This window comes from Trichocoleus sp. AS-A1 (genome assembly GCF_039962015.1).
Taxonomy (GTDB): Bacteria; Cyanobacteriota; Cyanobacteriia; order Cyanobacteriales; family FACHB-T130; genus FACHB-T130.
In genome coordinates this window covers 292267-315724 of sequence record NZ_JAMPKG010000001.1, presented here as the reverse complement: position 1 = coordinate 315724, position 23458 = coordinate 292267, and the positions used below count along the sequence as shown (strand labels likewise).

Annotated in this window: 23 protein-coding genes; 12 read left to right on the top strand and 11 right to left on the bottom strand. The window is 46.6% G+C overall.

Going from position 1 to position 23458, the window contains the following annotated elements:
* The first annotated feature begins 448 nt into the window (after positions 1 to 448).
* Positions 449 to 925, top strand: a complete 477-nt coding sequence (locus NC994_RS01480) for a hypothetical protein (protein ID WP_190436468.1) — start codon at positions 449 to 451, stop codon at positions 923 to 925.
* Between the two features lie 31 nt (positions 926 to 956).
* On the opposite strand, the gene NC994_RS01475 is transcribed toward NC994_RS01480, so the two are convergent.
* The 3 genes from NC994_RS01475 to NC994_RS01465 all read right to left on the bottom strand — a co-directional run bounded on the left by NC994_RS01475 (position 957) and on the right by NC994_RS01465 (position 4744).
* Positions 957 to 1463 carry a hypothetical protein gene (locus NC994_RS01475; RefSeq protein ID WP_190436465.1) on the bottom strand — a complete coding sequence of 169 codons (507 nt, stop codon included), beginning with the start codon at positions 1461 to 1463 and terminating at the stop codon, positions 957 to 959.
* 15 nt (positions 1464 to 1478) lie between these two features.
* Positions 1479 to 3356 carry an adenylate/guanylate cyclase domain-containing protein gene (locus NC994_RS01470; RefSeq protein ID WP_199299644.1) on the bottom strand — a complete coding sequence of 626 codons (1878 nt, stop codon included), beginning with the start codon at positions 3354 to 3356 and terminating at the stop codon, positions 1479 to 1481.
* Positions 3357 to 3874: 518 nt separating this feature from the next.
* The gene (locus NC994_RS01465) at positions 3875 to 4744 is read right to left on the bottom strand and encodes a FecR family protein (RefSeq protein ID WP_190436462.1); all 870 of its coding nucleotides are present in this window, start codon (positions 4742 to 4744) and stop codon (positions 3875 to 3877) included.
* A gap of 83 nt (positions 4745 to 4827) precedes the next feature.
* Between NC994_RS01465 and NC994_RS01460 the strand changes: the two genes are divergently transcribed.
* Both NC994_RS01460 and NC994_RS01455 read left to right on the top strand, forming a co-directional pair.
* Positions 4828 to 5433 (top strand): thylakoid membrane photosystem I accumulation factor, encoded by a 606-nt coding sequence (locus NC994_RS01460; protein WP_190411379.1) that lies wholly within the window; start codon positions 4828 to 4830, stop codon positions 5431 to 5433.
* Positions 5434 to 5731: 298 nt separating this feature from the next.
* Positions 5732 to 5950, top strand: a complete 219-nt coding sequence (locus NC994_RS01455) for a hypothetical protein (RefSeq protein WP_190411380.1) — start codon at positions 5732 to 5734, stop codon at positions 5948 to 5950.
* Between the two features lie 204 nt (positions 5951 to 6154).
* Here the strand turns inward: NC994_RS01455 and NC994_RS01450 are convergent, their stop codons facing one another.
* Positions 6155 to 6391 (bottom strand): hypothetical protein, encoded by a 237-nt coding sequence (locus NC994_RS01450; RefSeq protein WP_190411381.1) that lies wholly within the window; start codon positions 6389 to 6391, stop codon positions 6155 to 6157.
* 575 nt (positions 6392 to 6966) lie between these two features.
* Here NC994_RS01450 and NC994_RS01445 point away from each other — a divergent pair.
* Positions 6967 to 7638, top strand: a complete 672-nt coding sequence (locus NC994_RS01445; RefSeq protein WP_190436457.1) for a DUF4214 domain-containing protein — start codon at positions 6967 to 6969, stop codon at positions 7636 to 7638.
* Between the two features lie 289 nt (positions 7639 to 7927).
* Here NC994_RS01445 and egtD read toward each other — a convergent pair whose 3' ends face one another.
* From egtD to egtC, 3 genes are all read right to left on the bottom strand, one after another.
* Complete coding sequence (egtD, locus tag NC994_RS01440; protein ID WP_190436451.1) at positions 7928 to 8977, bottom strand: L-histidine N(alpha)-methyltransferase; 1050 nt, start codon at positions 8975 to 8977, stop codon at positions 7928 to 7930.
* A 500-nt stretch (positions 8978 to 9477) separates the two neighbouring features.
* Positions 9478 to 10767: an SUMF1/EgtB/PvdO family nonheme iron enzyme gene (locus NC994_RS01435; RefSeq protein ID WP_190436644.1), complete on the bottom strand. Its 1290-nt coding sequence runs from the start codon at positions 10765 to 10767 to the stop codon at positions 9478 to 9480.
* Positions 10757 to 11545 carry an ergothioneine biosynthesis protein EgtC gene (egtC, locus tag NC994_RS01430; RefSeq protein ID WP_190436448.1) on the bottom strand — a complete coding sequence of 263 codons (789 nt, stop codon included), beginning with the start codon at positions 11543 to 11545 and terminating at the stop codon, positions 10757 to 10759. The genes NC994_RS01435 and egtC overlap by 11 nt, the downstream gene beginning before the upstream one ends.
* Before the next feature lie 123 nt (positions 11546 to 11668).
* Between egtC and NC994_RS01425 the strand changes: the two genes are divergently transcribed.
* The 5 genes from NC994_RS01425 to NC994_RS01405 all read left to right on the top strand — a co-directional run bounded on the left by NC994_RS01425 (position 11669) and on the right by NC994_RS01405 (position 15735).
* A complete protein-coding gene (locus NC994_RS01425) occupies positions 11669 to 11836 on the top strand; it encodes a hypothetical protein (RefSeq protein WP_190411385.1) in 168 nt (55 codons plus the stop codon).
* A gap of 32 nt (positions 11837 to 11868) precedes the next feature.
* Positions 11869 to 12804, top strand: coding sequence for a nucleotidyltransferase domain-containing protein (locus tag NC994_RS01420; RefSeq protein WP_190436446.1), 936 nt, complete (start codon positions 11869 to 11871; stop codon positions 12802 to 12804).
* A gap of 52 nt (positions 12805 to 12856) precedes the next feature.
* Positions 12857 to 13549, top strand: coding sequence for a DUF6717 family protein (locus tag NC994_RS01415; RefSeq protein ID WP_242032544.1), 693 nt, complete (start codon positions 12857 to 12859; stop codon positions 13547 to 13549).
* A gap of 290 nt (positions 13550 to 13839) precedes the next feature.
* A complete protein-coding gene (locus NC994_RS01410) occupies positions 13840 to 14604 on the top strand; it encodes a nucleotidyltransferase domain-containing protein (RefSeq protein WP_190436443.1) in 765 nt (254 codons plus the stop codon).
* Positions 14605 to 15072: 468 nt separating this feature from the next.
* Complete coding sequence (locus tag NC994_RS01405) at positions 15073 to 15735, top strand: dual specificity protein phosphatase family protein (RefSeq protein WP_190436441.1); 663 nt, start codon at positions 15073 to 15075, stop codon at positions 15733 to 15735.
* On the opposite strand, the gene NC994_RS01400 is transcribed toward NC994_RS01405, so the two are convergent.
* The 4 genes from NC994_RS01400 to nagA all read right to left on the bottom strand — a co-directional run bounded on the left by NC994_RS01400 (position 15732) and on the right by nagA (position 18644).
* Entirely contained in the window at positions 15732 to 16106 is a 375-nt protein-coding gene (locus NC994_RS01400) for a DUF423 domain-containing protein (RefSeq protein WP_190436641.1), read from the bottom strand. The two genes, NC994_RS01405 and NC994_RS01400, sit on opposite strands and share 4 nt — an antisense overlap.
* A 17-nt stretch (positions 16107 to 16123) precedes the next feature.
* Positions 16124 to 16546 (bottom strand): hypothetical protein, encoded by a 423-nt coding sequence (locus NC994_RS01395; RefSeq protein ID WP_190436438.1) that lies wholly within the window; start codon positions 16544 to 16546, stop codon positions 16124 to 16126.
* Between the two features lie 41 nt (positions 16547 to 16587).
* Positions 16588 to 17274, bottom strand: a complete 687-nt coding sequence (gene bchM, locus NC994_RS01390) for a magnesium protoporphyrin IX methyltransferase (protein ID WP_190436638.1) — start codon at positions 17272 to 17274, stop codon at positions 16588 to 16590.
* 98 nt (positions 17275 to 17372) lie between these two features.
* Complete coding sequence (gene nagA / locus NC994_RS01385; protein ID WP_190436435.1) at positions 17373 to 18644, bottom strand: N-acetylglucosamine-6-phosphate deacetylase; 1272 nt, start codon at positions 18642 to 18644, stop codon at positions 17373 to 17375.
* Positions 18645 to 18719: 75 nt separating this feature from the next.
* On the opposite strand from nagA, the gene purE reads away from it, so the two are divergent.
* The 3 genes from purE to NC994_RS01370 all read left to right on the top strand — a co-directional run bounded on the left by purE (position 18720) and on the right by NC994_RS01370 (position 23377).
* Positions 18720 to 19241 (top strand): 5-(carboxyamino)imidazole ribonucleotide mutase, encoded by a 522-nt coding sequence (gene purE / locus NC994_RS01380; protein WP_190411392.1) that lies wholly within the window; start codon positions 18720 to 18722, stop codon positions 19239 to 19241.
* A gap of 789 nt (positions 19242 to 20030) precedes the next feature.
* Positions 20031 to 21641, top strand: coding sequence for an ammonium transporter (amt, locus tag NC994_RS01375; RefSeq protein WP_190436432.1), 1611 nt, complete (start codon positions 20031 to 20033; stop codon positions 21639 to 21641).
* Between the two features lie 248 nt (positions 21642 to 21889).
* The gene (locus tag NC994_RS01370; protein ID WP_347276524.1) at positions 21890 to 23377 is read left to right on the top strand and encodes an ammonium transporter; all 1488 of its coding nucleotides are present in this window, start codon (positions 21890 to 21892) and stop codon (positions 23375 to 23377) included.
* Positions 23378 to 23458: the final 81 nt, after the last annotated feature.

Below are 23458 nucleotides of genomic sequence, written 5' to 3'. Positions count from 1 at the left end.
CTGTTTTTTTGACAAGATTATTTTCCCCATACTCAGTCCACTTGATAAATAATCAAGCGGGACTGAAATCAGTAAATCTTTATACAAAATTGCTAACAATTCAGTAGTTTCTGGGTTTCATTTAGGCACCTAGAGGGCGCACATTAGTATTAGGGATCGGGCACCGTAGTTCTACTAAAAAAAGATTAATTAGGGAACTTATTTGCAGGGTGTTAGTGTCTGAACTCCTATGAACCAGTACGCATTAGCACTTTTCGTAGCAACTCTAAACGAGTTAGCGTTCCGAAAGGTGGCATCTCCAAAAGGAGATTCACAGCATTAACGAGAAGGCTCGCTTCAAGAATTAGGGAAAAGCAATCTGCAAGTCAATTCATACTTAATTTGCCGGAACCTTTAACTTTTTCCGGAAATTCTAAGCATCTGGGTGCATATTCTACCAATACAATTAATGCCCTTTGTAATAACAGCACCCCTGTCAATGTTTGCTATGGAAGAAGTTACTACCCCTGCCTCTCCCACAGAAACTATCGCTCAAAAGGCTAGCCAGCTAAGTCTAATTGTTCAGGCTTTGGTGTTGACGGGCATTTTATCTTTGACCGCTACACTAACGCTCCCCAATCGCAAAGTTACTATTTCAAATCCTCGTTCTGGGGTTAGTTTATTAACATCGGTTCAGAATGCGGTTTTGCAGGACGTGTCTCAACATTCAGGGTTGCCAAAGTCGGCGCTAAACATTGTCCAAACTCAACCGCAAACTTGGTCTGATGACTGCTTAGATATTAATAACTTGGAGGTGCTTTGCACCGAGATGCAAGTTCCTGGCTGGCAAGTCACGGTAGGGAATGGGCAACGCCGCTGGATTTATCGCACTAATGCCTCTGGCTCGATGGTGAAGCTGGCTCAAGGCGTCACACCCAATCAATAGAGCAGAAAGTAGGGAAGGTTACTGGGGATCGCTATCGAACGTATATAATTCGTGCATCTAGTTTCAGCGATCGCAATGCGTAATAGATACTTTTCGCACTGGATTGGTCGGGAAATGACCCCGCTAAAATGTAATTTCCTAAATTTGACTTGGCGATCAATGCATCGGGTACGCACTGACGCACTTGTTCCAGCGTGGCTTCACTTCCGGAGGGAACCACGACCACATAGTGATATTTAGGCAGGCGTCCCAGAACGATTAAATTCCCTTCCTGACGAGTATTAAAACCGGGTCTTTGCGATATATTCAGCAGCTCGGAACAGGGCGATGCCTGCACGCTTGACGCTTGCAAATTCCAAATAATCCAACTCACCGCAGCTAATATAATCAATTTACTGACTTTAGGAAAAGTTTGAAAATTAGCTGTTAGTTTGTTGTCAGCGATTGGTTGTGTAAAAGTGGGTTTAATCAAGATATCTGCTAATCGCGAGTAGATGCACAAATCCTCTTCAAACGGTGAAGTTAAAAGAAATTTCACGCTGGGTGTGCCGCTTTAGGCTGAAATATTCAGTGGGGGTGCGATCGCTTCCGCTGGATCTGCTAAGTTGACCTTCTCTCCCTGGATGCAGTAAATAATTGTTGCCTGTTCTCGTCCCCGCAGTTGAATGGCGCGGACAGCAGGCCCGTGATAGCGATCGCTTGCATAAGCAAATGTACTGCCACTGACAATCATTTGGTAGGGGTTGTGAATTTTTACTTCTTTATTCATCGGTTCCAGTCTGGCGGCAACATTGACGGTATCCCCCAAGACTGAATAATTCAGGCGTCGGGAACCTCCCACACTTCCGGCAACCACTGGCCCTGTGTGAATGCCAATCCCTATCTCAATCGTAGGCTTGTTAGCGTTGTGGAAGCGCTGGTTGAGCTTTTTGAGTCGTTCCTGCATCGCAATTCCTGCCGCGATCGCATTTAGGGCGTCCTGTTGAATTTCTTCCGGCGTGGTGTGCGAAAACGGAATCCCGAAAACCGCCATAATTGCATCCCCAATATATTTGTCGATCACACCGCCACGATCCATGATGCAATCTGTCATGGCGTCTAGGAACAGGTTCAGCCACTCGATTAATTCCCCCGGCGGTAGTTTCTCGGAAATACTGGTAAACCCCCGGATATCGGCAAATAAAACCGTGACCATCATTTCTTGGGCTTGCAGCTTCCCTTTGTGGAAGATTTCGTCTTTCCGGTGCCAAATGAGGTCAGCCATTTCTGGCGCAACGTGCTTGGCAAACAAACTCATCAGTTGTTGCTTTTCATATTGTTCTCGCAGCTGAACGCCGATCCCAGCAGCGATCGCGGTTCCCACAGGTGCGACGATGGGCAACCACCAGCCATCGTCGATGAAGGCACTCAGGGCAAAGATTACCCAACCACTCGGTAACAAAATAGCGATCGCCATTCGCCCCCAGACTCCCTGTTTTAACAACAGCCAGCTGGTAATCGGGGCAATCCCCAACAAAATGAGCATCACTGCCGTTTTAGGCAGCGTGTGCAGCAGCTTGCCGTTCAGCAAGTTATCAATTAACGCAGCATGAAGATAAACTCCAGCGGTCGGGGGATTTTGATTGTAAGGCGATCGCAAGCGATCGATAGCGGTTGCCGTGACACCGACTAAAACAAACTTGTTGGCGAAGGCTTTCGCGTCAACTTTGCCTTCCATGATTGAGGCATAAGAATAGGTGGAGACATTTTGGGTTGGCCCAGGCCAGTTAATCCAGACATCTTTACGCCTCTGAACCTCAGCCAGATGAGGCAGGGATACCGCCTCTGGTGCCTCTAGCAGCATTGCTAAACCGAGAGCGGGTTTGGTGCCAAAAAAGAGGGCTGCCTGTCGGCTAATGCCGTCTGCGTCGGGATTGTGCCAAATTTGACCTTCCCCAAGTGCCGCTTTTTTTAATTTGGGTAATACTTCCAGAGGTTGCCCGCGATTGTCCCAAGCCGTTGCCAAGATGACATTGCCAGATTTAGCGATCGCTTTGGCAAATTTCTCATCCCCTTGGCCTGGATCGACGAACAACACATCGAAACCAATGACTGCTGGAGAGGCTGGTTCTAGCTTCTGCAACAATTGGGCATAGCGATCGCGCGACCAAGGAAATTTCCCGTATTTCTTTAAACTCGCATCGTCAATCGCAATCACCGCGACCCGACGATCCCAATTCGTCTGCGGTAAGATACTGGCGCTACGAGCTTGAAACAGCGCACTGTATACAAGCCGTTCCAGGGGTTGCCATGCCCCTATCTGCCATAACCCGACAGACAATAAACCGACCATTGCGCCCGGAACGATTGATTGACTGCTAGAAATAAAACGCTGATTTTTTTTAAACCAATTTTTGATTAACACGTTGATTCCATCAAAAACATCAACCATCGCGATTGCTTGCCTGGAAACATACGGACTTTTCCCAAGCGTTCCGCACGCTCACCGGATGGTAAATGCCCCTGATGGAATACTGAATTTATAGCAATTCTCTGTTCTTGGATGCAGTACGATTTAACCCCACCCCTGCCCTTTGCCGCGAACGAGGAGGGGTTCAATCTTCCCCCTCTTTGCAACGAGGGGTTCAATCTTCCCCCCTCTGGGTGTAGGTCGAGGGGTTAGGGGTGAGGTTCCGATATATATGCACTAAGAATGAGAACCGCTATAATCTGCACTCAGACAAAACGCGATCGCGTATGTCCTGATGCGATCGCGTCACAGTATTGGCGCTTTCAAGTTCTTTGACGACTTCTCCAGTAACTCATGCCCTTGAGAATTTTCACCTCACTCGTGCGGAGGATTTTGCCAATTGATTCGCGTTCCCAAGCTCAGATTGAGAACGCGAATTCGTGGGTTGCTGCCTCGTCTTTTCCGACTAAAAAGGAGAGGAAAAGGCTATCCGATAAAAATTATTGATTCACAGGATTCTCCGATGTCCCCGCACTATTCGGAATTTCCAATTCATAAACTTGTTGATTGCCCAAGGGATTCCGCACGACTAATCTCATCTGCCGATTAGACGGGATTGGCACCACCGTATCGAGTTGTCCCTCGCCTCCCGTATCCACAATCTGATTATTCACTAACACTAAATTGATTGGGTCTACCGTTCCAGTGACTCTAACTTGACCATCGCCTGTCACCGATAGAACCTGTAATTTCAGTCTCGTGTCACCCGTTGTCACCTTGGGAATCGTTGGAGCCTGTCCCGGAACAATTAAAGCAGAATACCCCGGCTCTACCAACACAGTTTTCCCTCGCGCACTAAAGGCTACTTTGCCTCGGATAGTTGAAAGCCCAGTTTTCCCATTGGAACCGACGGTGACGCCAAATTCTGTGCCTCTCGTCCCAGCAACGCCCCCAGGCGTCTCCACTTCAAAGCTAGAGTTAGGGTTAGTAAAAGCTCGCACTTTGGCGCTGACCTGTCCCTTATCCATATAAAGGCGCGTTTGTTTGCTACCATCCTTACTTGTCTTTAAAGTCTTGACTTGCACGTTGGTGTTTTCGGAAACCTGAACCGTACCGATGCCATCTTCCATCGCCAAAACAGCACTGGCGTCGAAGTTGGTGCTGAGACTACCGGATGCCTGCAAGCGATCGCCAACTTTCACTGGCTTTCCTTGAGTTGTTACCGTACCGTTCGTTTCTTTGACTTCTATCGAGCGTGGACTAACCGCAGCTCGGACACTTTCGGAGACAAACGATAAGGAAGTAAGGACTAAGCTACCGGCTAACAGGGATAATCCTAGTAGGGTGACTGGAAAAACAGGGAACTTCATAGAGAATCGGGAGCCATAACGGGTGAACGCAAAGACGATTTAAGGACTACTGAAAGAAAAAAGGTTTCTACAGCAACTTTGGTATGATTCTTCGCTTGCAACAATTTCAAATCAGGATTCTGACAGCTTCTCGCCGTTCCTGGCGGCAGTTTTTTTTGAGTTGCCTCTTGACACTGGTTGTTTCTTTCAGCTGCCTGCTGGGGACGCCATCAGCTTTAGCGGGTATCAACGACGACAACTTTGACGGGAATGTTTTTCTCCTCTATGGCGGCAATGCCTCGCTGGTTCCCCCGCGAGTGGCATTGGCAGATTCTCTTAAAGGAGGTAAACCGGCATTGTTGGTGTTCTACGTGGACGACAGCAGCGATTGCAAGCAACACGCAATCGTCGTTTCGCAGCTTCAAGCTTTTTATGGTCGAGCCGCTGATTTCATCCCCATCGACGTAGATTCGATTCCAGTACAATCCAACTTTACACCTACGGAACCGGGCTACTACTACGAAGGCCTCGTCCCCCAAACAGTCTTGCTAAACCAGAAGGGCGAAGTTGTCCTCAACCAAAAGGGTACGGTGGCGTTTGAGAAAGTAGACGATGTTTTCCGTGAAGTGTTTAACTTGTTACCTCGCTCAGAATCGGTGGAGCTGAAGCGGCGACTCGTGAATGAGTTTAATACGGAGTTAGCGAAGTAAGTGGAGTTTTGTGGGTGGAGAATCTTGACTGTTTCAATTTCCGACAGGCGCGATCGCTCAACTCACAAGACAAAATCCTTGACAAATTTAGCAAAGTGTTCGTTTGCTCTCACTTCTTCAGTTTCTTCAGTAGCAAAAAACTCGATTCCTGGTCAAAAGGGGTGATTCAAAGTTTTGTGCAAATACTAAACTTCTATCTTGAGCTGTAATCTAAATCATATTAAATCTCTAGCTATAGATTGAGTTAGGTGCTGTTTTGAACCAATAACCTGAGTATCAAATAGCAGCAATCTTAACCATGAATTCTTCGATTTTTTCTCAAGCCTGTCTTTTACCGTCTGCAATCATTGACTTATCTGCCAAAGTTGCTGAATCAGGTCAGATAACAATTACAGACCGTTGCGTACTCAGAACAGCACTGCTTGAAAATTCTCTCAGCGAAGATGAACAACTTTTGCTGAACCGAATGCTTTATGCGGTTCGTCGGGGACGGCTGGCGCTGGTTAATGAATTTTAGCTTCTGAATGTAAATCTTGATTATTCAGTACCTTTTTTAATCGTAATTACTGCGACTCTCTCTGAAATTATTGACTTTTGAAAAAGAAAATTATTCCTTATCTCCATTGGTCTATTCGCTACCAAGTAGTAGGAATTAAAAATCGACGATTGCACTAATGATTAGGGTCATCTACTACCATAAGCCGGTCTTTGGTAGCGCCTGTTAGCGAGTTGTTCGCGACTTTGGCGACCAATTTGACCATTCACTAGAGGCAAAGACTTTTGCGGGTAGTTCATTCAGTACTTCGGCTGGAGCATCTACCTGATACAGGTCAATACAGCAGCCGCACCCTTCGTTATTGGACAAATATCGGATCTTGCCTTTCCACTTCTTAATCCATTCCTTAACTAACTCTTGTTCGGGTGTTTTGGCATTAACACAAATGCTGGCTTTCGGCATTGAGATTTTCTCCAGTCAGAGGAATAGATAATACTGAACTGATAAAGCTTTAAGAAGTAAAAGTTCTACACAAAATCGGTCGTTATTTTTTGCTGTTTCATTGGGTCTGCCTTTATCTAGCAATCCTAAATGATTTCTGAATGAGAGATACCCGACTTCGAGAGAGAAATCGGGTATCTAAACCGTTGGCATTTAACCGCTTAAGGATTACTATCTGCTAACCGGATGCGATCGCTCTCATCTGGCTGTCGTTCCTTGTCCAGTTGAAAAGCTCGCCTTTTCCCAATTTTAGGGTTAGCAGCGGGAACAAAATTAGACGATTTGCGATCGTATTTATTTATCTAGCTTAATCCGGTATCCGCGCGATCGCTATGCCAGAGATTTTCCAGTTGTCTTAAGGCGGTTCTCTGAACTCGACCTTGGCTTGTTTCGAGGAAAATTTCTCTGGCGAAATTTAACCGATCTCACCCAATTGGGTTATTCCATCGTAGGAAGTTGAGACCCGGAAAATAGAGCGAATATATGCCACAAAGAAAAATATTCTCTGACTTTTAAATTTCCTTGAGGGGAAAATTATGAAAATTGGAATGCACACCACAGCACGCTCTCTCAAGTCTGCTGCTACGGTTACTGTATTATCTGCACTGATAATTGCTCCAGTCGTCCTATCAGCAAATCCTGCGGCTGCTGAGCCTGACAGAGGACGGAGGGAGCAAACCTGTTTTTTGGGGATTTGTTGGGATCGAGGAGAGTCGTCAAGGCAAGACGATTATGACCGAGATGATGACTATCGACGCGATCGCCGTAACGACGATTATGACTATCGACGCGATCGCCGGAATGACGATTATGACTATCGACGCGATCGCCGTAACGACGATTATGACTATCGACGCGATCGCCGGGATGGCAGTTATGACTATCGCCGCAATCGGTCAAACGTCTCCAATAACATTAATAGAATTTATCGAAATGTGTTAGGTCGTAATGCCGATCGTGAAGGACTGAGGATGTATAGACAACGGGTAGAATCCGGTTGGTCACTGGAGAAAGTCCGTCGTGACATTGCTGACAGTTCAGAAGCAGAACAAGCGATTAACCGACTTTATCAAAATGAGCTAGGTCGTAATGCCGATCGTGAAGGACTGAGAACGTATAAAAGACGTTTAGCAGATGGTTGGTCGATCGATCGAGTCCGTCAGGATATTTCTAGGAGTAGAGAAGCCAGATCGAGAAGAGGTCAATAAACTTTTCTCTAGCGACCCTAAATGATTCGTGAAGACAAGATCCCCGACTTCTCTATCGAAGTTGGGGATCTGAATTGCTTGCTCATAACTTTTAGACAAGCGAGCAATGATGTTGGTGATGAAATAAGCGGGATTAATTATTTGTAGGATGTGTTAGCTTTCTTTGTCAACCATGCAGGTGTTAGGTTTGCTGGCGTTTCCTAACCTATAAAAATCTCTCTGCCCTCAATTCATGTTCCCTTCTCCGTTGACGAGGAGGGGTTAGGGGAGGGCTTCCACTGTCCTGCTGTCAACTGGTAGGCGGTTGTAGTTGACAAAGTAATAAGCCAAACCACTGATTCGGATCGCTCCAAATTTGGAGTGTTTTTAAGCCTCTTGTTTGAAGTTCCTGTTGCATAGCGTCGAGGTTAAATTTGCGGGAAATTTCCGTCAGGATAGTCTCGCCGCTTTCAAATTCAATCGTTAAATTGAGGTCGTTAAGTGTGACAGTTTGCGATCGCAAACTCCGCAGATGCATCTCAATTTGATGCTCGGATTCGTTATAAAACGCCCAGTGTTCAAACTGAGAAGGGTCAAAATTGCCATCAAAACGGCGATTCAGGTGGTGTAGGATATTCAGATTAAACGCCGCGGTCACGCCTTGGCTATCGTTATAGGCTGCATCCAACAAATGTTTTGGTTTTTGCCGGTCTATTCCGAGTAAGAAATACTCACCCACTTCCAGAGCCTCGGCAATTTGGGTGAAGAAGCGATCGCATTCTTGGGGATTTAAATTACCCAAGGTGCTACCCAAAAAACAGATCGTTCGACTAGGCAATTGCGTCGGTGCCAGTCGTGTCAATGCCAATTCATAAGTGCTGGCTAAAGCGTGAACCTGGAGGGAGGGATAATCAACTAGCAATTCCCTGGCACTACTTTCTAAAATGCCAGCACTCACGTCAATTGGCAGATAGCGCAGTGGGTAGCCGATTTCTTGGTAGGCATCTAGCAGAATCCGGGTTTTTGTTGAGCTACCGCTTCCCAGTTCTACCAGTTCACTTTCCCCCGTCAACTGAGCAATTTCACCCGCGCACTTTTGTAAAATAGCTGTTTCTGTGCGCGTTAGATAATATTCAGGTAACTCACAAATTTGCTCAAATAGTTGGGAGCCTTTGTCATCGTAGAAATAGCGCGGCGTCAGAGATTTGGGAGTCTCACTTAAACCCTTAACAACATCAGTTCCGTCAATTTCTTGATTTTGTAACTGTGCCGTGGCGCTGAGTAGATGCTCTATCTGCAAGCGTTTTTCTATCGTAGATTGGGAAGCAGTTTTACCGCTTGCAGTTTTAGAAATTGTCATTTATCCTCCGTTTGTGTGGGCGCGAACAGCCGAATCATTGCGGCATCCGCTTTTACGCGATCGCGAGGGTCAAAATAGTTGGCTATAACCGTCAGCTAGTGAAACACAAAGCTATATTGAATAAAATCATGCCTGAGCTAGATGTATTTAGACTCAGGCTACTTGTTATACATTTTCCTGATAAATCGGCAGCTTATTTCAGTAAATAAAAAATCGGGCTGTGTTGATACATGATTGAAACGCCATGTACCACTATTTCTTAGCTCCTAATTTATCGGGGGTTGGGGGAATCGAGTCAAGCAAATTCGGTCAGATTCCCCTAGCTCCCATCAATTAGAGGGAGAAATACCGATTGGATGCAGTACGGTTTAACCCCACCCAGCTCTTCCCCATTTACCCAGAGAAGTTCAATATTCTCCCCTCTCCGTTCACTGAGAGGGGCTGGGGGTGAGGTTCCGAGTGTGTCTATTGCACTTGAATGAAAACCGCTATAGATATAGCTACTTCGCACAGCGAAATCCAGACAAAATCTGACGGACGCTCGGATAATACCAGTTGCGGAAGCTAGAGCGCAAAGCGGCGGGACGAGTCGCCCAGCTACCACCTCTCAATACCTGATGCTCTCCATCAAAATAAGTCTTGGAATAACCAACGTAAGGGTAACTGACAAAACCGTCATAGCCATCAAAGCAGGTAGAAGTCCACTCCCAAACATTGCCGAGCATATCGTAGCAACCATAGGCACTCTGCCCAGAGGGATAAGCATCTACGGGTGTTGTTTGCCCTGCCAAGTTATCGTGGTTACATCGCTCTAGATATGGCTCCGCCTCGCCCCAGGGATATGTGCGGCGACACAGTGCGATCGCATCCCAACTGGCTGCTTTTTCCCACTCTGCCTCGGTTGGCAGTCGCTTCCCCACAAATCGGGCATACGCTTGTGCCTCGTACCCGGAAACGCCGCAGACTGGATGATTATCCCAAGCTGTGTCAGGTGCCCAGTATAGCGGCTGATTCACGGGATTTTCTTGCAGCCATTTCCACCCAGCTTCTGTCCACCATCGGGCATTTTGATATCCTCCCGCTTCCATAAACGCCCGGTACTGTCCGCAAGTGACGGGATAACGGTCAATCCAGTAGGTATCCAAGTAAACTCGGTGAACTGGACGCTCGTTGTCTAAAGCTTCGATGGACTCGTTGCCCATCTCAAACTCACCCGCCGCAATTTCAACCATCTCCTCTAAGATGGGGTGATTGCACGTTTCCGGTAGGTTAGCACGACTTCCTACGTGGAATTGGGCGTCTCGACGCTGTAATTGCAGCACGAAAGAGATAGTTTCACTATGCTGGCTCTCATGCTGGATTAACCAGCGCCAAAGACGTTCTTGCTCATCTAAAGGCGCGACTTCCAGGTAATCGAATACCTGTTCTCTGACTGCGTGCAGATAGCAGCGAATTTCAGTGAGCAGGGGTAAATAAACCCGTTGCATTTTGGGTAAGCCATCAGCCGCAAATAAGCGTTGATAATGGGCGATCTCTTGTCCCCCCTTCCCAAAGGGAAGTTCGAGCGTTTTACCCGCACTACGAACTAGCAGCCACAAAGCCTCGGTGTAGGCAATGTGGCCTAAATGCCAGCCAATCGGGCTAAAGTCGGGATGCACCTGACGACAGAAGGTGTCGTAGTTGATGCCTTCAAACAGTGCTAGAGTACCGGCACGGCAGCGCTGCATCGATTGTTTGATTTGTTGCCGCCGCTCATCAAGGGTACTCGCTCTGGCTACTTCAGAGTTGATGGATTTGAACTTCAAGGTCTTCTCCCACACTAATCATGCTTTGTTCGGGGAACCCGATCCAGTTGCCAGTAAACAATGGTTCAGATGCGATCGCTACTGCTTCTGGAAAGATAGGATCGTCCCGCAGCCAATACAGTGAGGGAACATTTGTTCCTTGAGCAAAGCGCGAGGCAACCATCCGATGTCCATCTGTGACAATTATGTTGGCAGAGATTGGTGTGTGGTAAGCATCCGCTAACTCGGTTAAAGTCATCAACGTTTTGTACAGTGCTTTTTCCAAGCTCATCCCAGGGTTAGATGCCAATTCATTCAGGAATAAGGCAAACATATGCTCGGAGTCTGTCGTGCCGTCAATAGATTGGTAAATTTCATCGCTCAGTCGGCTCCGAATCGGTTTATACAGTGTCTTGCGAAAGTTTTTGATCGCACCATTGTGTGTGAACAAGAGACTCTCGGAACGAAACGGCTGGCAGTTACTCAAATCTACTGACTGACCAGTAGTAGCGCTGCGAACATTGGCAAGGACGCATCCCGACTCGATATAACGGCTGAGGTTGGAGACATTCGTATCACCCCAAATGGGCAGCAAATTTTTGTAGATAAAGGGGTCGGTCTCTTTTTGGGCGTGATACCAGCCAATTCCAAAACCATCGGCACTAACGACACCAGAGGTCATCTCGCGGGGTTCATAGCTTTGGACAATCAGCGAGTGTTCCGGTTTGGACAAAAGGCAGTCCAGTAGAATAGGCGAACCGAGGTAGCCAAGTATACGGCACATTTTCTAGGGTTTGCTCCTACATTAATGGTTGAGATTAAGCTCCAAACCTTAAAAAAGGCTGAGATTTGGGGTGAATTGGCGATAGGAAATTGCTGAGAAACCGATGAGTTTGACGTTCGTTAGATGAACGTCGTTCCACATGAAAAGCTTATTTTCGTTGAACCATCAGTCGTCCAAGAGAATCCGCAGCCAAAAGTAGCAACTTATACTGCAAATGCAAGAGCGATCGCTTTCATATTTTTGACAATACTTCATATTGTAGACACGCCATCTTTGGCTATGGCAGCGTAGAGGAGAATACCAGTCCAAAGGGGGAGCAATAATTGTCAGAGAGTTTAGCCTTTAACCCCAATCTGATTTTGCCCGTTGGAACCCAGATAGTGACTCGTGTTGAGATTCAAGATGCTGCGGGTGAAATTGCGCGATCGCGCGGCACCGTCGGCGTTATTATCAAATCACCCATTGACAACTCCCACGCCTATCGCGTCCAGTTTCCAGACGGGGGAGAGGCGTCTCTACGGCGCTCAGAACTCACCATCCACTCATCTTGGCAACAAGAAGGTCTGCAACTACCAGGAGCCGTTCTTGCCGATTTTGACCTTTACGAGTGTGTCATTTACCGCTGTATCGTCGGTTCAAGAGCCTACGGTTTAGATAATGCCAACTCTGATATTGACCGACGCGGCATTTACTTACCACCCGCCAATATTCAGTGGTCGCTCTACGGGATTCCGGAGCAGTTGGAAAATAAAGAAAACGAGGAGTGCTACTGGGAACTCCAGAAATTTTTGACCTTGGCACTCAAAGCAAATCCGAATGTCTTAGAGTGCCTCTACACACCAGGTGTAGAAATGGTGATGCCCCTGGCTGAAGAATTGTTAGGAATTCGGTCTATTTTTCTCTCTCAGTTAGTTTACCAGACATATAACGGATATGTGATGTCACAGTTCAAAAAACTTGAACAAGATATCCGTACAAAGGGGGAATTTAAATGGAAGCACGCGATGCATCTAATCCGCCTGTTGTTGTCGGGCATCACCGTGCTGCAAGAGGGTTTTGTCCCAGTTCGCGTCGAAGAACACCGACAACAACTGCTGGCTATCCGCAACGGAGAGATGCCTTGGGAGGAAGTTAACGCTTGGCGGCTCAGCTTGCATCGCCACTTTGATGACGCCTTTGCCACAACATCGCTGACAGAACGTCCGGATTATGAGAAGGCAAATGCTTTTTTGGTTAAAGCGCGTCGAAGTATGGTTTAGAAATTGAATTTCAAAGATGTAAAAGACACCAAAAAAATAAGAGGGAATTTAGATGATGCCGAATGCAATGATGGTGATTTTTCCCTATCGTCATGAAGACTATTGGGTATTTGACTATGAACCAGCCGGACTTATCCGCGAACCCTTTGTCAGCGGGATGCCTGCAATCATTGACAGTCTGGTTCAAGATATTCCCAATGCTGCTCAAGGTTTTAAACTCTTGTTTTCTCCAATCGCTTTTTCAGAGTATCAGGCAGAACTGGTTTGGGTGAGAGAACAGTACGGCGGTAACTGGTATCGCTGGCAAGCCAAAAATTTAGAAGGCTGGCTAAGTCCAGCATTGTTTAAGTATTTCCCTGTAACGCCACAGAAAATCTATTGCAAGGCTGAACCAATGTCTAACGCAATGATGGTGATTTTCCCCTATCGCTACGAACACACTTGGGTGTTTGATGATGAGCGAGTCGGACTTGTCCGAGAGCCTTTTGTCAGCGGGATTCCTGAGATGATCGATCTTCTGGTTAAAGAGATTCCCAATGCTGAGAAAGGTTTTAAGCTTTTGTTCTCAGGAAACCCATTTCCCGGATATCAGGCGGAACTAACTTTGGTAAGAGAAGAGTATGGTGGCAATTGGTATCGCTGGGAGTTAAATAACAAGGAAGGATGGTTATGTCCCGCTTTATTTAAATACTTCAATGAAGCACCGAGAAAACTCTACTGCAAAGCAGAAAAGCTACGCGATTAAGCGAATGGGTAATCGAAAAGAGGTTCCTGGGAAGATAGCAATGAAGAATGAATCATTAGTAGGTTGGATTGAACGACAGTGAAGCTCAACTAATGTTTAAATGACATATTGCATATCTTTTCTCAATGCGATCGCTCTTTCTTCTGTCAATCCTGAAACCTTAACTCAGCTAAAAAACACCCTTAAACCACGATTTGAGTAGTTTAAGGGTGTATTTACCCGGATTTTGTAGCAGTTGATTCATACTATAAGCTTACTTCTTAACTATCGGCAATACCCATTAATAAATTATGGTAATAGCACAGCCACTACTCCCAGTCATTTCTGAGCAACCTTATCCGCTTTTGTTCGCAACAATCAGCGGCGCACATCTGTATGGCTTTCCATCTCCCGATTCTGATTATGACTTGCGCGGGTCACACATTCTGCCAGTGTCGGAGGTGGTTGGATTAGAGATTGGGCGTGAAACGATTGAAATTTCAGAAGTACGGGACAAGCTGGAAATTGACCTTGTAACTCACGATGTCAAAAAGTTCTTTTCGCTACTTCTTAAAAAGAACGGTTATGTATTAGAGCAGCTATATTCACCGCTAATTCTCCACACGACGCCAGAACATGAAGAATTAAAAGAGATTGCCAAAGGTTGCATCACCCGCCACCACTCTCACCATTATCTCGGCTTTGCAAATACGCAATGGCGGCTTTTTGAGAAAGAAAATCCGCATCGTGTTAAGCCGTTACTTTATGTTTATCGAGTGCTATTAACTGGCATTCATTTAATGCGAACGGGTGTTATAGAAGCTAATTTGGTTCATTTAAATGATATTTTTAAATTGCCTTATATTCCCGACTTGATTGAGCGCAAGTTAGCAGGAGCCGAAAAATCTGTTTTGGAAGATGCTGATATAGCATTTTATCAGGGAGAATTTAATCGTTTGTGCGGCGAATTAGAGAAAGCTAGTCAAAGTAGTCACCTGCCCGAATCCCCATCTAGTAAAGATGCGCTGAACGATTTACTGGCGCGGTTGCGCCTAGCGTCTTTTACTAATAATTAGAGGTAATTGATGGCATCTTATTGGCTGATTATGTTAGCACTTTTATTATCGGTGTAATTCTTGGCTTTCCAGGAAATATTTGGATAATTTCATCTTTATTATCGGTGTAATTCTTGCCTTTCCACTAGCAATTTTGATTAGTGCTGGGTTGGGCTGGCTGATTCAATTGATTGGTATCCGATGCCCAACTTGTAGGAAGCGGAAGCTAAAGTGTTACTCGTTGATTATGCCTACTCGTCAACCTTCTCGCAGCTTTTACCGCTGCGAAAACTGCGGGGCGCGATACAAATCTGTGAATAGTAGACCTTGGGAAGATGCATCAGGTCCAGACTATGACAAATATTACGAGTCTGATAGTTTGTACAAGTAAGCGTAGGTTGGCTTGAGGTAACGAAATATAAAATTAACAAGTTTTTAACTGAATAATCTATTAGTGCTGTTAAGAATGGCATCTATTGTCAACAAATAATGAAGTATAGTTTTATATTTTTTCTGAGCGGTATTTACCTAATTATGCTTGGATTGAGATTGGGTAATGCTAGATGGCTAATTTTATGGACTGGTGTTAGTTTTATTGCCGTAGGAGCAGCATACGGATGGTTGGGAGCTAAAGTATTTGGAAAACGGTCAGATGGAACGATGGGGTGGCTGAATATATGCTTATTGATGCCCTACTTATTATTAACCTGGATAACCTGGCATCTTCAAAGACTGATTGAGAAAGAGGAATGTTGTAACGAGATAGCACCTGGCATCTGGCTGGGTCGTAGAGTATTTCTTAATGAATTTCCCGATAATATCAGCTTAATAGTTGATTTAACAGCCGAATTCCCAGAACCTAAAAACGTTATTTCAGGAAGAGCTTATATCTGCGTTCCTACATTAGATGCGTCCGTGCCAGATTATCAAGTATTCCAAAAATTGATTGATAAAATCTGTGCATGGCAGGGAAATATTTATATTCACTGTGCGCTTGGGCATGGGCGTTCTGCAACAGTTGTTGCTGCTACACTTGTTGCCAAGGGGCTTGTGAATAATGCGAACCAAGCAGAAGCACTGATCAAGAATAAACGTTCTGGAATTGAGTTTAGTAAAGCTCAGCGGGACTTGCTGAAAAGGCTAACTATTTAAAATCTTAATGCAGCAACTGCTAAACAACCCCATCCCACAATAAAGGCTACGCCTCCTAGTGGAGTAATTGGTCCCAACCACTTTACACCCGTCAGACTCAAGGCATAAAGACTGCCTGAGAAAAGGACGACGCCAACGATGAAGGCATACCCAGCTGCCACAAGGATTGACTGTGCTGCCTCGGCGCGACTTAATAATAATGCCACCAGTAGCAAAGCTAATGCGTGATACATCTGATAACGGGCACCCGTCTCAAAGATTTCTGCTGCCCGTTCGCTGAGTTTTTCTTTCAAAGCGTGGGAGGCAAAAGCACCAGCAGCGACGGACAATCCGCCTAAAATAGATGCGATGCATAAAAAAATCTGCGTCATCATAATTTCAACTACTCTTATTTCAACAGGAAGTAATAAGAAATTCCTCCTTCCTCACTTACTTTAAAGTTAGCATCGTATTCTTTAGCTCTATCATCTAAATACTGCTTTGCCTCCGCAGCTGTTAGCTTCGCCTCTATCGCAAACTGTAAGGTGGTGATATTTCCACCGCCTTCTTTCAGTAGCTGGTAAAAGGTAGACTGGAGGCGATCGCTTGTTTCTTTCGAGTGTTGTTTCCGCAATCCCCACACCAGCCAACCTCCAAGGGCTACCGCTGGGAGTCCTAAAACTAGACCCCCGATGGCAGCGTCTCCATCTTCCTGTTTATCCTCCGGGCTAGCATTCGGATTCGGTAGGGTATAAACAATGAGCGGAATCATTAGCAAAATTCCGCCGAATGTCAGTAACAAGCCCGCAGACAGTTTTTTGATGAGCTTCATGGTGCCCAGCTGATGTTGTCAATACAGCCGCGATATTAACCTTAGTTTCGCGTAGCTTCTAGTATGCGAGAAAAGTAAAATCGAGTCTTAGTCATTCCTTGCCGCTGAATCGAAAAACCGTTACTTTCTAGAATTTTGACGATATCAGCTTCTCGGTGCAAATAAGCGCGAGTGGCTTTGCTGGGACCAGGGAAAAAACTGCCAATTTTTTTGAGCAAACTAAGGGCTAAAGTTTTCGGCGCAAAGCTGAGAATTATCCGAGATTCTGCCATAGAAGTGAGGTGAGAAATCATCTCGGCGGCTTTGTCTTGGGGATAGTGTATTAGGACATCTAAGCAAATAACAGTGTGATATTTGCCACTCAATGTTTCTAAATCCTGCACGGTGAAAGTAGGATTGCTAGCGTTGCCTAGAACTGCCTCGGCTCTTTCTTTGGCTTCTCCGACCATTTTTTCAGAGATGTCGCTGGCATAGACTTTGGCACCCGCTTCTGCGAGGGGGATGCTGAGGCTACCGACGCCACAACCAGCATCGCAGATGGAGAGAGTTGCGAGATTTTCATCGGCTTTCAGCCAGCTAAGGACGGTATCGACTGTCCGCTGATGTCCTTCGCGGATGTCTAGTTGGACTTTATTAACTTCACCATCGCCGTAAATGCGTCTCCAGCGATCGAAGCCGGTGGAGTTGAAATAGTCTTTGACAATTGTTTTATCGTCTGCTGCGTTCATGAAATTGGTTTTGTCGAAGTGTTCCCAACGGTTAAACTTACCATTTATACGAACCGCAGAGGATGCAGAGGAAGAGGAGAGGAGAGGCATTGCTTATTTTAGGGATTGGGTAATAAGCGCTGCCAGGTGAGTTCGTTAGTTGATTCATCTAGATGCCAGCGCAGCAGTTGATGAGCTGGTTGATTAAGATAGGGACTGGTTTTGTTGTTTTTTTGGCGATCGCGTTTTGACGGTTCTTTGAGCAACCCAATGGCGCAACGGGGGGATTCTGTGGCAAGTGCGATCGCAGTCTCGACTTCACAAATCCCCCAGCGTACTAGATTCTGCACTCCGACTAACAGCGATAATGTTGTTCCCGATAGGGTTCCATCTGGCAGCCGTGCGGTGCCGTTTTTCACTTCTATCTGCCGCGTATCCCACGGATAAATGCCATCGGGGAGTCCCAAGGGTGCTAAGGCATCGCTAACCAGGAAAATGCCTTCCTCAGACTCCCCCCGATTCCCGTTGTTTAGAGGGGTAGAACTGGCGCGTAGCAGCAGCTGAATCATCGTCTGAGAGACGTGCTGACCATCGGCAATTAAACCACACTGTACGGCTGGATGAACCAGGGCGGCTCCTAATAAGCCAGGTTCGCGGTGATGTAATCCGGGCATGGCATTGAAGGCATGAGTCACCATCGACGCCCCCAGTTTAAAAGCTTGCTGCGCTTCGGCTTCAGTGGCTTGGGAGTGTCCCAGACTGACGGTGATCCCAAGACTTCGCAAATACGCGATCGCTTCCCCAGTTGGATCTAATTCTGGTGCCAAAGTAATCACTTTCACTATCCCCGCATAGTTCCCCAAAACCCGTTTCACGTTGTCAATCGTTAGCGGCAATAGGTACTCGGCGGGGTGTGCGCCTCGTTTCTGGGGATTGAGAAATGGCCCTTCCAAATGCACTCCCAAAATTGCGGCAGTGGTTCGATCTTGGTGCTGGGAAGCGGCAAAATTAGAGAAAATGGAGAGCGATCGCTGAATGTTCTCAACCGATGTTGTAACGATGGTTGGTAAAAATCCATCAACGCCCTGATTCCACAGAAATTTACAAATTTCCGGTAGCTTATCGCAATTTTCCAGATTCAATTCTGGAAATGCCAATCCCAACGCCCCATTAATCTGCAAATCGACACCACCCAGCGACACCCAATCTCCCTCTACATCCAGCACTTGCAAATCCGCAGGTGGAACCATTTTGAATACAGTGTCCATTGACAGAATTTGCTCAATCCTGCCCTGATGAATCCAAATCTGCTGTAAGCTTTCATAGCCTCGGAATCGAGCATTGCGGATCACGATTGGGGCAGTCATGGATAGCGTTGTTGCGTCTGTCATCACTTTTGCGACAAGATACCTAAATTCGAGCAGACACCAGTTTATCTAACAACCAACTGAATAACTCCCGAAAAAATGACTCAACCGTTAATTGGCATCATTATGGGTAGCGATTCCGATTTGCCCACTATGCAAGGCGCGATCGCAATATGTGAAGAATTTGGCGTCGGCTGCGAAGTCGCTATCGTCTCTGCCCACCGTACCCCGGAACGGATGGTGGAATACGCCCAACAAGCCCACCAGCGCGGCATCAAAGTGATTATCGCGGGTGCCGGTGGTGCTGCCCATCTCCCCGGTATGGTAGCGTCTCTGACACCCTTGCCAGTAATTGGGGTGCCAGTCGCCAGCCGTCACCTACAGGGCGTTGATTCCCTCTATTCCATCGTGCAAATGCCAGCGGGAATTCCCGTCGCGACTGTTGCGATTGGCAATGCGAAAAATGCCGGTTTGTTGGCTGTGCAAATCTTGGCATCCCACCAGCCAGAATTACTCGAACGAGTGCAGCAATATCGCCGCAGTTTAAGCGATTCCGTGATGGAGAAGCAGCAGCTTCTGGATGAAATCGGCTATAAGCAGTATTTGGAGAAGATGCCCTAATTTTAAGGGCGAGTCAGTTATTTTTTTAGGCTTGGCAGAGAGGAGAAACGATTGAAATCTCAAGAATAATTTTTTGATACCAATCGCTTTGTTTACCGATAGCGAGGTGCGTCAAGAAAACTGCTGATTTCATTTTTAGCGGAACTGGAGGGGCGACAGGGGCGGTTTCTTTGAGATTTAGACCAAATCTATTCGTTGAATGTTTCGCGATCAAAGTCAAATTTAATCTTGTGCAAAAAAAAATTGATAACCTTGTTTTTGCTATTTTAGTAACAGTTTTTATCTGTTCATTAAATATAAAATAAAAAAACTTGCATTTAATTTATAGGAAAGTTTCTACAAAAGCATTTATTTAATAAAGTAATTGCTTAATTTAAGTTTCTATAATATGGGATTTTTGGGGAAATTTAAGCTTCTGAACTCTTAATGGATTCGCTTAATAAATTTAGGCTCTTGTTTGGGTCATCCCCCCATAGATGGATATAAACTAATTTAGCTCCAAGTTCGCTCAAACTCCCGCGATTTATACTTCCAGGAGAGTTCTGCGGGTTGAGATGCCAGAGCCAGAATCTAAAAATGTAACTTTCGATACAGAATATCCCGCCTCGGAAAATACAAAATCTTAAAATTTCCCGGACAAATTAGACATCCCGTCTAGATGTTGATAAAGGAAAAAATCCCTAACGAGTTGCCTGTAAGGTTTTGTCATATACTCACTTCAAATGACTGGATTTACTGATTTTTGACTAAACCGATGGATGTGTTGGACTGATTGAGGAAAGTGCAGTGATGATGCCTAAATTAACGCTCAAAAAGAAGAAATCGAAAGCCAAAAAGAAGCGATTGTCTTCTAATTGGCAAGTCCAATCTCCCCGGACTGCCACGATGTTTAAGCAGTTGCAAATTGCCATTAAGCGGCTGACTCCAAGTTGGCAAGCTTGCATTCCTATCGCCATTTTGATTGTGATGGTGTGGGGTTATGCAGCAGTCGCCCAGGATGCTCCGGCGGCTGAGGGGCCGACAACAGCCGAGTTGAAGGTAGCGCTAGACACCCTATGGGTAGCGATCGCGGCTTTCCTGGTGTTTTTCATGAATGCTGGCTTTTGTATGCTAGAAACTGGCTTCTGCCGCCAGAAAAACGCGGTCAACGTTCTCGCCAAAAACTTGATTGTGTTTGCTCTAGCAACCGTCGCGTTTTGGGCGATTGGTTTTGGCTTGATGTTCGGGGACGGCAATCCTTTCATTGGTTTGAGCGGGTGGTTTTTGAGCGGAGCCGATAACAGCCCTGCCACCAACGATGCCTATCAAGGTGTTTTTGGCTCTCTGAAATGGGCTGGCGTTCCCTTAGCTGCTAAGTTTTTGTTTCAGCTAGTATTTGCCGGAACAGCCGCCACGATTGTTTCTGGAGCGGTTGCAGAACGAATTAAGTTTGTTGACTTCTTAATCTTCAGCCTCTTACTCGTCGGGATTGCCTACCCGCTCACCGGACACTGGGTCTGGGGCGGTGGCTGGCTGCAAACCAGAGGTTTCTGGGATTTCGCGGGTTGCACGGTCGTTCACTCAGTGGGTGGCTGGGCTGCTTTGATGGGAGCCGCATTCTTAGGGCCACGGCTTGGTAAATATCAAGACGGGCAAAGCGTTGCTTTCCCTGGTCATAACCTGAGCATTGCCACCTTGGGCACTTTGATTCTCTGGTTGGGCTGGTTTGGTTTCAACCCTGGCTCCACAATGGCTGCCGATCCAAACGCCATTACTCACATTGCCCTGACAACCAACATGGGGGGTGCTGCGGGTGGAATTGCCGCTACCATTACAGCTTGGTTGTACCTGGGTAAGCCGGATCTGTCGATGATTATCAACGGCATTTTGGCTGGCTTAGTTTCGGTGACAGCTTCCTGTGCTTTTATCAGCATTGGCAGTTCTTTGATCATCGGTTTGGTTGGCGGAGTATTAGTTGTTTTCGCTGTCACTCTCTTTGACAAAATCAAAATTGATGACCCGGTGGGCGCGACCTCAGTTCACCTGGTTTGTGGTATCTGGGGGACTCTGGCAGTGGGTTTATTTGCTGCTGGTCCTGGTGTCTATTCCTGGTACGGTGAGGGTCTTGGCCCAACCAAGGGGTTATTGCTCGGTGGTGGTCTCGGACAGTTGATCACTCAACTGATTGGTATTGTCACAGTGGGAGGCATAACCGTTCTACTCAGTACAATCTTCTGGCTGGCGTTGAAAGCGACCCTCGGTATCCGAGTCACTCCAGAAGAGGAGTTTGAAGGTTTGGATATCGGAGAACATGGCATGGAAGCTTACAGTGGATTCCTTAAGGAAGGAAGCTCTGCTGGGTTTTCTGATACTGGTAAGCATGGTGGAATGCCGACTTCGCCCGGTGAATATGTCAAGTAACGACAGATAAACCAAAAGAAAGCATTTTGTTCTTTTGAGTTTTCTCCTTTCCCCATAGAGTCCGCCCTATTCCCAACTCTATAGAGTTGCGAGTAGGGCGGATTTCATTTTTGTCGTCTATCTGTGGGTGAAATATTTATAGGCAACTCCGCTAATTTGTATACTTTGATACAGAATTGACCTGATTGAAATTGGTGCAATCAGATTCATTTGCTTAACAAAGCGATCGCGTTGATGGAACCAAATCAGTGATCAAGAAAGTTCTCATTACTTGGATACTGGCGCTGTGTCTTCTGGGTGGCCCAATGGTAGGAAATGCGCTTGCCCAAGACGCATCGCCTTCGGTGAGTCCTTCCCCGGAATTGTCCGCTCCCGCAACGGTTCCTGGGGAACCAGCCGATGCTTCGCGTCAGGAAGCGTCGCCAGCGGTTGCTGAGGCTCCGAAAATCGACACAGGCGATACCGCATTTATGCTAATTTCATCAGCCCTAGTGCTGCTGATGACGCCTGGGTTAGCTTTTTTCTATGGCGGATTAGTGCGATCGCGCAACGTCCTCAACACCATTATGATGAGCTTCATCCTCATGGGAGTTGTCGGCGTTACCTGGACTCTGTGGGGCTATAGCCTCGCCTTTGCACCCACTTCCTTGACCCCTGGAGCCGATCCTCCTTTCAGTGCCAATCCCTTCATTGGCAGCCTGAACTGGCTATTTTTGAATAACGTCGCCTTCGACCAACCCGATCCGGTCGGTTACGCTGGCACGATTCCCCATCAAGTGTTCATGGTTTACCAGATGATGTTTGCCATCATCACTCCAGCCCTAATTTCTGGGGCTATCGTGGAGCGGATGAGTTTCAAGGCATACTTCTGGTTCATCCTGCTTTGGTCTACCTTTATCTACTCTCCTTTAGCTCACTGGGTTTGGGGCAAAGGCTGGATCGGTACATTTGGAGCCTTAGATTTTGCTGGAGGAACCGTCGTACACATCAGCTCTGGCGTCTCTGCTGTCGTCGCCGCTTGGGTGATTGGGCCGCGAAAAAGCTTCATGGTGACACCACACGCACCCCATAACGTGCCTTACGTGCTACTCGGAATCGGTATGCTCTGGTTTGGCTGGTTTGGCTTTAATGCCGGGAGTGCTTTAACAGCAGGTTCCCTAGCAGCGGTAGCTTTCGTCGCCACAATGGTCGCTGCGGCAGCCGGCGGTCTCACTTGGGTCATCCTGGAATGGCTACTCAGAGGCAAACCGACAGCAATTGGCATTGCCAGCGGTTTCCTCGGCGGACTGGTTGGCGTGATCCCGGCAGCCGGATACGTGAATCCGCTCGGAGCCATCTTCATCGGTTCCGTTACCTCTGTTTGCTGTTTCTTTGCCGTCAGTCTCCGAGCCAAGTTGCAGTTTGACGATTCTTTGGATACCTTTCCTATCCACGGCGTTGGCGGGACGATAGGGGCGCTTCTGACGGGTCTGGTTGCGACGACAACCGTTAACTCAGCAGGAGACAACGGTTTATTTTTCGGCAATCCCGTCCAATTATGGGAACAGATTGTCGGTGTCTTAGCAACTTATGTGTTTGCCGGGGTGGGCACTTTTGCTATCCTCAAACTTTTAAGTTTGGCGATGGATTTGCGAGTCAAACCTAACGCTGAAGACCAAGGTTTAGACATCAACGAGCATGGTGAAGAAGGTTATGGAGAGGATTTTACCACTGGACTGAGCTTCAAAGGCGAATAATTGGCAATTTCCATTGGCAGCTAGGCGATCGCTCGATTTGTGGATGCTAGCAATTTAAGATTAAATTCAACCTGTGCTGAA